At 73.1% G+C, this 9,032-nt stretch carries 8 protein-coding genes and 1 pseudogene; 2 read left to right on the top strand and 7 right to left on the bottom strand.

The window, feature by feature from the left end; genetic code table 11:
* Together TR48_RS43300 and lepA are read right to left on the bottom strand one after the other, a co-directional pair.
* A partial coding sequence (locus TR48_RS43300; RefSeq protein WP_052442730.1) for a serine/threonine-protein kinase occupies nucleotides 1-1,405 on the bottom strand: 1,405 nt, incomplete at its 3' end.
* Nucleotides 1,406-1,544: 139 nt separating this feature from the next.
* Nucleotides 1,545-3,419 carry a translation elongation factor 4 gene (gene lepA / locus TR48_RS17050; RefSeq protein WP_042367955.1) on the bottom strand — a complete coding sequence of 625 codons (1,875 nt, stop codon included), beginning with the start codon at nucleotides 3,417-3,419 and terminating at the stop codon, nucleotides 1,545-1,547.
* A gap of 85 nt (nucleotides 3,420-3,504) precedes the next feature.
* On the opposite strand from lepA, the gene TR48_RS17055 reads away from it, so the two are divergent.
* Together TR48_RS17055 and rpsT are read left to right on the top strand one after the other, a co-directional pair.
* Nucleotides 3,505-3,804 (top strand): antibiotic biosynthesis monooxygenase family protein, encoded by a 300-nt coding sequence (locus TR48_RS17055; protein ID WP_042367958.1) that lies wholly within the window; start codon nucleotides 3,505-3,507, stop codon nucleotides 3,802-3,804.
* A gap of 106 nt (nucleotides 3,805-3,910) precedes the next feature.
* Nucleotides 3,911-4,177 carry a 30S ribosomal protein S20 gene (gene rpsT, locus TR48_RS17060; RefSeq protein ID WP_042367960.1) on the top strand — a complete coding sequence of 89 codons (267 nt, stop codon included), beginning with the start codon at nucleotides 3,911-3,913 and terminating at the stop codon, nucleotides 4,175-4,177.
* A 203-nt stretch (nucleotides 4,178-4,380) separates the two neighbouring features.
* On the opposite strand, the gene TR48_RS17065 is transcribed toward rpsT, so the two are convergent.
* The 5 genes and pseudogenes from TR48_RS17065 to TR48_RS17090 form a co-directional block, all read right to left on the bottom strand.
* Entirely contained in the window at nucleotides 4,381-4,893 is a 513-nt protein-coding gene (locus TR48_RS17065; protein ID WP_042368028.1) for a DUF1203 domain-containing protein, read from the bottom strand.
* Between the two features lie 77 nt (nucleotides 4,894-4,970).
* Nucleotides 4,971-5,951, bottom strand: coding sequence for a DNA polymerase III subunit delta (gene holA / locus TR48_RS17070; protein WP_042367962.1), 981 nt, complete (start codon nucleotides 5,949-5,951; stop codon nucleotides 4,971-4,973).
* A gap of 48 nt (nucleotides 5,952-5,999) precedes the next feature.
* A pseudogene (locus TR48_RS40545) lies at nucleotides 6,000-6,665 on the bottom strand (ArsB/NhaD family transporter).
* 110 nt (nucleotides 6,666-6,775) lie between these two features.
* Complete coding sequence (locus TR48_RS17085; RefSeq protein ID WP_236652183.1) at nucleotides 6,776-7,039, bottom strand: hypothetical protein; 264 nt, start codon at nucleotides 7,037-7,039, stop codon at nucleotides 6,776-6,778.
* Nucleotides 7,036-9,032: ComEC/Rec2 family competence protein (locus TR48_RS17090; RefSeq protein WP_042368030.1), on the bottom strand; the 1,997-nt coding region annotated here is incomplete at its 5' end. The genes TR48_RS17090 and TR48_RS17085, both read right to left, overlap by 4 nt.

The raw sequence follows: 9,032 nt of genomic DNA on the forward strand, positions 1-9,032 counted from the left end.
GCTGCGCGGTGGTGTCGGTGGTGGCGGGCTTCCCGCCGCCGGTCAGCGCGATCGCGGTGCCCGCGATGGCGGCCACGGCGACGACCGCCGCGACCACCGTCAGCACCGCGCGGTTGCCGCGACGCCGCTCCTCCGGCTGCGCCGGAGCCGTGCTCGGTGCTGCGGAGATGTAGGCGGGCTGCACCTGTGCCACGGGCTGCTGCGGGTGCGGCGTGAAGCCGGGCTCGGGAACGGCGGGCACCGTCGGCGGCGTCGGACGCACCGGCCCGAACGCCCCGTGTGCCTGGGCCTGAAGCGCGGCCTGCGCGGTCGGCGGGGTCGGCATCGCGGTCCGGGTGGGCGTGGCGGCCGACGGCGCGCCGGGGCCCCGGCCGCCCAACAGCATCGTGCTGTCGTCGGCCACGGGGGCGGCGGGCGCGTCCGGCGCCGGGAGCGGCAGCGCCTGCACCGCGATCGCCACCTCGACGCGGGACATGATGGCGGCGCTCAGCTCCGGCGACCACGGCGCGGCCACCTGCCGCGACGACGCCCGCTCGGCGACGTCCGGCGCGGTCGGACGGGCGGCCGGGTCCTTGTCCAGGCAGGCGCGGACCAGCTCGGCCAGCTGCGGGTCGACGTCCTCGACCCGCTCCAGCACCTCGGGCTTGGGCTCCTCGAAGGCGACGCGGTGCAGCACGTCCACGGTGGTGCCGTCGCCGAACGGGCCGTTGCCGGTGACGGCGAAGGCAAGGACGGAGCCGAGGGCGAAGAGGTCCGACGAGGTCGCGACCGTCTGGCCGCGGACCTGCTCCGGCGACATGTAGGCGGGGGTGCCGACCTGCTGACCCGTGGTGGTGATGGCGCTGGTGTCGGCGGCCTGGGAGATGCCGAAGTCGATGACGCGGCAGCCGGCCGGGCCGAGGATGACGTTGGACGGCTTGATGTCCCGGTGGACCACGCCGACGCGCTCCATCGCGCCGATGGCCTGGGCGAGTTCGAGCGCGAGACGCCAGGCGCCGGTGGCCCCGAGCGGGCCGGACGAGGCGACCGCCTCGGACAGGCTCGGGCCGGGGATGTACTCGGTGGCCATCCACAGCAGGTCGCCGTCGTAGCCGCTGCCGAGCAGCACCGCGGCTTGCTCGCCGCGCACCCGCGCGAGCGACGCGGACTCGCGCTCGAAGCGCCGCCGGAAGCCCTCGTCCTCGGCGTACTCGGGGCGGATCACCTTGACCGCGGCCAGGCCTGACGCACCGTCGGCATCGCGGCCCAGGTAGATCCGGCCCATCCCGCCGCCGCCGAGCACGGCGATGACCGCGAAGGGCCCGACCCGGCGCGGGTCGGCGGCGCGCAGCGGCTTGGCGCCGAGGCGGTCCAGGCCGACCGAGCTGAACGTCCTGGGATCCGTGAATCCGTCCTGTTGCGTCATGTCCCGTCCCCGTCGGTGTCGATCCGCCCCCTCGGCACGGGGACACTACCGCAGTCGCGTGAGAGCACGGACCAAGGGTGAGGCCCCCTCAGGCGTCGTGAATGAACGCCCGAGGGGGCCTCGTCCGGCCCGGGAAGGGCTACTTCTTCTTCTCCGCGGCGGCAGCGTTGTCGTCGGTCGACAGCGCGGCGATGAAGGCCTCCTGCGGGACCTCCACGCGGCCGACCATCTTCATGCGCTTCTTGCCTTCCTTCTGCTTCTCCAGCAGCTTCCGCTTACGGGAGATGTCACCGCCGTAGCACTTGGCGAGCACGTCCTTGCGCATCGCGCGGACGGTCTCACGGGCGATGACGCGCGAGCCGATGGCGGCCTGGATCGGCACCTCGAACTGCTGGCGCGGGATCAGCTTCTGCAGCTTGCCGGCCATCATCACGCCGTAGCCGTAGGCCTTGTCGCGGTGGACGATCGCGGAGAAGGCGTCCACCTGCTCGCCCTGGAGCAGGATGTCCACGCGGACCAGGTTGGCGCTCTGCTCGCCGATGGGCTCGTAGTCGAGGGAGGCGTAGCCGCGGGTCTTGGACTTCAGCTGGTCGAAGAAGTCGAAGACGATCTCCGCGAGCGGCAGGTTGTAGCGGATCTCGACGCGGTCCTCGGACAGGTAGTCCATGCCCTGGAGCACGCCGCGGCGGGCCTGGCACAACTCCATGATCGCGCCGACGAACTCGTTGGGCGCGAGGATCGTGCCGCGCACGATCGGCTCGTGCACCTCGGCGATCTTGCCGCTCGGGAACTCACTCGGGTTGGTGACGGTGTGCTCGGTGCCGTCCTCCATGACCACCCGGTAGACCACGTTCGGGGCGGTGGAGATCAGGTCGAGGTTGAACTCGCGCTCCAGGCGCTCCCGGATGATCTCCAGGTGCAGCAGGCCGAGGAAGCCGCAGCGGTAGCCGAAGCCGAGCGCGACCGAGGTCTCCGGCTCGTAGACCAGCGCCGCGTCGTTCAGGCGCAGCTTGTCGAGCGCATCGCGCAGCAACGGGTAGTCCGAGCCGTCCAGCGGGTACAGGCCCGAGAAGACCATCGGCTTCGGGTCCTTGTAGCCGCCGAGCGCCTCGGTGGCGCCCTTGTGCATCGAGGTGATGGTGTCACCGACGCGGGACTGGCGGACGTCCTTCACACCGGTGATCAGGTAGCCCACCTCGCCGACGCCGAGGCCGTCGGCCGGCTTGGGCTCCGGTGAGATGACGCCGATCTCCAGCAGCTCGTGGGTCGCGCCGGTCGACATCATCGCGATGCGCTCGCGCTTGTTGAGCTGGCCGTCGACGACACGGACGTAGGTGACCACGCCGCGGTAGGCGTCGTAGACCGAGTCGAAGATCATCGCACGGGCCGGCGCGTCCTTGACGCCGACCGGGGCCGGGACCTTCTCGACGACGGCGTCGAGGATGTCCTCCACGCCGAGGCCGGTCTTCGCGCTGGCGCGCAGCACGTCCGTGGGCTCGCAGCCGATGATGCGGGCGATCTCCTCCGCGTACTTGTCCGGCTGCGCGGCCGGGAGGTCGATCTTGTTCAGCACCGGGATGATCGTGAGGTCGTTCTCCAGCGCCAGGTAGAGGTTGGCGAGGGTCTGCGCCTCGATGCCCTGGGCGGCGTCGACCACGAGGAGGGTGCCCTCGCACGCGGCCAGCGAGCGGGAGACCTCGTAGGTGAAGTCGACGTGGCCCGGCGTGTCGATCATGTTCAGGATGTGCGTGGTACCGGTGCCCGCGCCGGTGAGCGGCGCCCAGGGCAGTCGCACGGCCTGCGACTTGATGGTGATACCGCGCTCGCGCTCGATGTCCATCCGGTCCAGGTACTGGGCGCGCATCTGCCGGGGGTCGACCACACCGGTGATCTGCAGCATCCGGTCCGCGAGCGTGGACTTGCCGTGGTCGATGTGGGCGATGATGCAGAAGTTGCGGATCAGCGCCGGATCGGTGTTGCTCGGCTGCGGAACGTTGACAGGGATGGCGGACACGCAGGATCCAGTTCTTCTGATCGGCCGGGACAGAGCTCTTCCCCCTATCGTCCCATGGCGCGGCGCTGGTGCAGAATCCTGGGCCATGATCATGGAGTCCGCCCTGCTCGACGTCCGCCCCGGCCGGGAGGACGCCTTTCTCGCGGCGTTCACCGAGGCCCGGCCGCTGATCGCGGCCCAACGGGGTTTCCGCTCACTGGAACTGCGCCGCTGCGTGGACGAGGGCCGCGGCGCGCGCTTTCTGCTGCAGGTGCAGTGGGAGACGCTGGCGGACCACACCGAGGGTTTCCGCAGGTCAGCAGAGTACGAGCGGTGGCGCGAGCTGCTGCACCACTTCTACGACCCTTTCCCGCTGGTCGAACACTTCGGCGAGTCGGTGGTCTGAACAGGTCTGGTATCGTGGACCACCGTGTCTGTGCTGTGCCATGCCCTCTAACCTGGCCCCGCGCGGACGCACTCCCAGAAGAATCAACTCAGACTGAGGCTCATTCGTGGCGAACATCAAGTCCCAGATCAAGCGCATCAAGACGAACGAGAAGGCTCGTCAGCGCAACAAGGCTGTCAAGTCCTCGCTGAAGACCGCCATCCGCAAGACCCGTGAGGCTGTGGAGGCCGGCGACTTCGCGAAGGCCGACGAGCTGGCCCGCGCCGCGTCCCGTGAGCTGGACAAGGCCGTCAGCAAGGGCGTCATCCACAAGAACCAGGCCGCGAACAAGAAGTCCGCGCTGGCCACCAAGGTTGACGCGCTCAAGGCCTGAAGCCCTTGATCGACGCTCGGCCGGACCGCGATCCCTCTCAATCGCCCCGGACGAGCCACACAACCCCGCAGCCCACGCGGCCTGCGTTCGCCACGCGGGTGGGCTGCAGTAGCTGAAGCTGACAGAAGGGCCCCGCTGTTCCGGAAGGAACAGCGGGGCCCTTCTGCGTTGGCGGCACCGCGTCGACGACTACGTGGCCGCGACTACACCGCCGCCGGTCGGCGCACCTCGAAGAGGAAGCAGCCGAACTCCAGCGCCCTGACGTGCACCAGCGCCACGTCCGGGTCGTCGAACGCGTCGTCGAAGGCCGCCTCCAACCCGGCCGTGGCGTCCGCGGGGATCTCCAGCAGCCGGCCTCCGGCGATCCGGCCCCGGGCGTCGTAGCGGCGCACGGTCCGCAGGGCGCCCGGGTGGGCGACGGGGTAGCCCTCACTCGGGGTGATCTCGCCGCAGTCCTCGGCGTGGATGAAGATCGGCCCCTGCTCGTCGTACGCGCCCGGGTCGGCGCCCGTCGCGGTCGCCCAGCGACGTAGCGGGGCGTAGGCGACCAACGCGATCCGCTCGCCGGGCCGGACGGGGCTCAGGCAGCAGCGCAGCAGGGAGCCCGCTTCGTCGTCGGCCGCGTCGTACGGGGTGCAGGGCTTGCCTGCGTCGTCGGAGACCCGCAGTTCCTTGACTGCGGCTGGATCGATGGGGAGCACGGGGTACCTGGTCATGGCCACCATGCTGACCCGGCACACACCCGGCGTGCTGGCAGGAAACGGACGTCGCGCTCCTCGCCCGGGGACGTGCGCTACCGCGCCCGCGCCGCCTGGGCGACGGCGACGACGCACTGTTCCAGCGCGTACGCGGGATCCCCCGAGCCGCCCTTGACCGCCGCGTCCGCGTCGGCGATGGCGCGGAGAGCCGCGGCGACGCCGTCGCCGCTCCAGCCGCGCATCTGCTGACGGACGCGGTCGATCTTCCACGGCGGCATGCCGAGCTCGCGGGCGAGGTCGGCCGGGCGGAGGCCGCGGTCCGCGGTGGCGACGCGGCCGATCGCGCGGACGCCGGAGGCGAGCGCGAAGACGATGCCGGTGGGCTTCTCCCCCACGGCCAGGGCCCAGCGCAGCTGGCCCAGCGCGTCGGCGGTGCGGCCCGCGACGGCAAGATCGGCGACCTGGAAGCCCGTCGACTCCGCGCGGCCGGTGTAGTAGCGGGCCACCACCGTCTCGTCGATGGTGCCCTCGGTGTCCGCGGCGAGCTGGCTCGCGGCGCTCGCCAGCTCGCGCAGGTCCCCGCCCACGGCGTCCAGCAGGGCCCGGCAGGCGTCCTCACTGGCCGAGCGGCCGGCGCCGCGGAACTCCGCGCGGACGAAGGCGAGCTTCTCCGTCGGCTTGGTCAGCTTCGGGCAGGCGACCTCGCGCGCGCCCGCCTTCTTGCCGGCCTCCAGCAGCGCCTTGCCCTTCGCGCCGCCGGCGTGGACCAGCAGGAGCAGCACGTCCGGGGCCGGATCCTCGATGTAGGCCTTGAGCTCCTTGACCACGTCCGCCCCGGCGTCCTGCGCGGCGCGCACGACGATGACCTTGCGCTCGGAGAAGAGCGAAGGGCTCGTCAGTTCGCTGAGCATGCCGGGCTGGAGCGTTCCCGGCTGGAGATCGCGTACGTCGGTGTCGGGGTCGTCCGCCCGGGCGGCGGCGACGGTCTGCGCCACGGCGCGGTCGAGCAGCAGCTCCTCCTGCCCGACGATCAGGGTCAGCGGGGAGAGCAGATCTTCGGAGGGTTTCCTGGCCATCGCGAACCACCCTATCCGCCGCCGGTGACAGCTGCGGCCGAGCCGCCTTCAGGTCCCGACGGTCCGCAGCCCGGCCCACAGGGCCAGCACCGTCGCGACCAGCGCGAGGGGCACGGTCAGCAGCCCGAGCCGGCTGAACTCGCCCAGCTCCACCTCGGTGCCGTGGTCGCCCACGATGCGCCGCCACAGCAATGTGGCCAGCGAGCCCGCGTACGTGAGGTTGGGGCCGATGTTCACGCCCAGCAGCACGGCGAGGACCGCGCCGGGACCGGGGCGATGGCGACCACCCAGGGCAGCGCCGTCAGCGCGGTGAAGCGGGTGAAGCTGAGACCGGCGGCGGTGAAGGCGAGCAGGTTGGTCAGGCTGGGCTGAGCACGGCGGTGGTCACCGAGGCGACGGCGAAGACCTGGACCAGCAGGCGACGCGGCCGCCCGGCCGCGCTACGCGCCATCCAGGCGCCGCACGCCTCGAACAGGCCCTCGTCGGCGCGGAGCTGCGCCAGCACCAGCACGGCCGCGAGGAACCCGATGACCGGCCCGAGGCGCGACGCCTCCCCCACCGCGTGCGCGGCGTCACCGCGCCGAACGCGACGAGCAGCCCCGCGGCGGGCACCGCGGCGACGGCCTCCGGCCAGCCGAAGGGACGCACGACGGCGCAGACGAGCACGACCGCGAGGAGCAGGATCGACACGGTCTCGGCTACGGGCGTGCTCAGTGCGGGGCTCCTCGCGTGGAAAGGGTCGGCGGTGCGGGCTCAGCCGCCGACCCCGGCCCCGGACAGGACAAGGCAGCCCCGGCCAGGACCAGGACCGGACCAGGCCCGGGCTAGTAGTCCTCCAGCCAGCCGTCGTACTCCGTGACGAGGTTCTGGAGGTCGACGACGGACAGGGTGATGGGGAGCGGCGGGTCGAGGACGACGAGCCACTGGGCGTCCTCCGCGTCGTCCTCACCGGCGAGGGTCTCGCGGTGGAGTTCGGGTTCGGGCAGGCCCGGGTGGGCGCGCACGAGGCGGGACGCCAGCTCCTCCGCCGCCTCGCGGTCGGGCAGAACCAGCACGTAGTGGTCGATCTGGTCGCTCGTCGTGGTCACCTGGCCATTATCGGCTCCGCTCCGCGTACCGCGACCGCGAGGACTCCGTCGCGGGTGACCACCGCCAGGTCGCCCTGCTGGTCGGTGCGCAGCACCGTGGTGCCCAGCGAGCGCAGCAACCGCAGCGTCGAGGGCGCCGGGTGGCCGTAGCGGTTGCCCCGGCCGACGGAGATCAGGGCGAGGCGCGGCCGCAGGGCCTCGATCAGCGCCCGGTCCTGCTTCGCCGAGCCGTGGTGCGCGACCTTGAGCACGTCGACGCCGAGTGGGCCGGGAAGCCGGGCGAGGGTGGTGAGCAGCCGCTGCTGGGCGGCCGGCTCCAGATCGCCCAGCAGGGCGAACCGCAGGCCCGGAAGGGTGACCAGGAGCGCGACCGAGGCGTTGTTCGGGCCCGGCGGGACGTAGTCCCCCGAGGGGTCCGGCGGCCACAGCACCTCCCAGCACAGGGCGCCGAGCGTGCGCTGCTCGCCGAGCACGGCCCGGATCAGCGGGACGCCGGCCTCGGCGGCCCAGCGGCGCACGCGGGCGTACTCGGCGGGCGGGTCGTCGACCGTCGTCGTCTCGACCGCGCCGACACGGCGGCCGTGCAGGACGCCCGGCAGGCCCTCGACGTGGTCGGCGTGGTCATGGGTGAGGATCACCAACGGAAGGGTGGTGACGCCGAGAGCCCGCAGGCAGCCGTCGACGGCGTGCGGGTCGGGACCGGCGTCGACGAGGATCGCGGTGGCCGGATCGCCGCCCGGTGACAGCACCAGCGCGTCGCCCTGGCCGACGTCGCAGGCGACCAGACGCCAGCCGGCCGGCGGCCAGCCGGTCGCGAGCCGGGCGAGCGGGGGCGGCCGGAGCAGGAGGAGCACCAGGCACAGCGTCAGGAAGACGGCCACCAGCGGGCGGCGCAGCCAGGCCGCGGCGGCCACGAGCGCGCAGGTGACGGTGACGAGCAGGACCGCTCCGAGCCAGCCGGCGGGCCAGCCGATCTCCGCGCCGGGCAGCGCCGCGCCGAAGCGGGCCACCTGGATCAGTGCCCAGACCGGCACGGCGGCCGCCCGCGCGATCCACTGCGCGCCTGTGAGCCACAGCGGTGCGACGGCGAGCGCGGCGAAGCCGAGCACCGTCGCGGGCGCGACGCACAGCTCCGCGAGGAGGTTGCACGGAACTGCGACGAGGGAGAGCCGCCCCGAGCGCAGCACCAGCAGCGGCCCGCACCAGGCCTGCGCCGCGGCGGCGGCCGCCACCGGCTCGGCGAGGCGGGCGGGCCAGCCGTGGGCGCGCAGCGCCTCGGCCCAGCGCGGGCCCACGGTGACCAGACCGGCGGTGGCCAGCGCGGAGAGGGCGAACCCGTAGGAGCGCGCGAGGGCCGGGTCCGCGAGGATCAGCACCAAGGTCGCGCCCGCGAGGGCCGGCAGCGGGCTGGCGCGACGGCCGGTGGCCAGCCCGAGCAGCATCACCAGGCCCGTCGCCGCGGCCCGGAGCACGCTCGGCTCGGGGCGGCACAGGACCACGAAGGCGACGGTCAGCAGCGCGCCCGCGAGGGCCGAGCCGCGCAGCGGCAGCCCGAGGCGCGCGGCCAGGCCGCCGCGCTCCGGGGTGCGGGCGCGGGAGGCGCGGCCGATCAGCAGCACCATCATGATCGAGAGGTTCGAGCCGCTGACCGCCGTCAGATGGGTCAGGTCGGTCGCGACGAACGCCTCCTCCAGGTCGGACGTCATCGCGCTGGTGTCCCCGTCGACGAGACCGGGGAGCAGCGCCCGTTCGTCCTCAGGGAGCGGCGCGACCGCGCGGCGCAGCCCCGAGCGCAGCGCGCCCGCCGCACGCTGGACGGCGTCGGGCGGCGCGAGCAACCGTGGCTGATCCGTCGTCAGCAACGTGGCGGCGACGTCCGGCGGCCCGTCGGAGGGGACGGGCCGGGCACGGACGACGGCGGCCACTCGGGTCGAGGGCAGCAGCCGCAGCCACTCCCCCGCGGCCGGTCCGCGCGCCACCACGCGCACCGGCG

This window comes from Streptacidiphilus neutrinimicus (assembly GCF_000787815.1).
GTDB lineage: Bacteria > Actinomycetota > Actinomycetes > Streptomycetales > Streptomycetaceae > Streptacidiphilus > Streptacidiphilus neutrinimicus.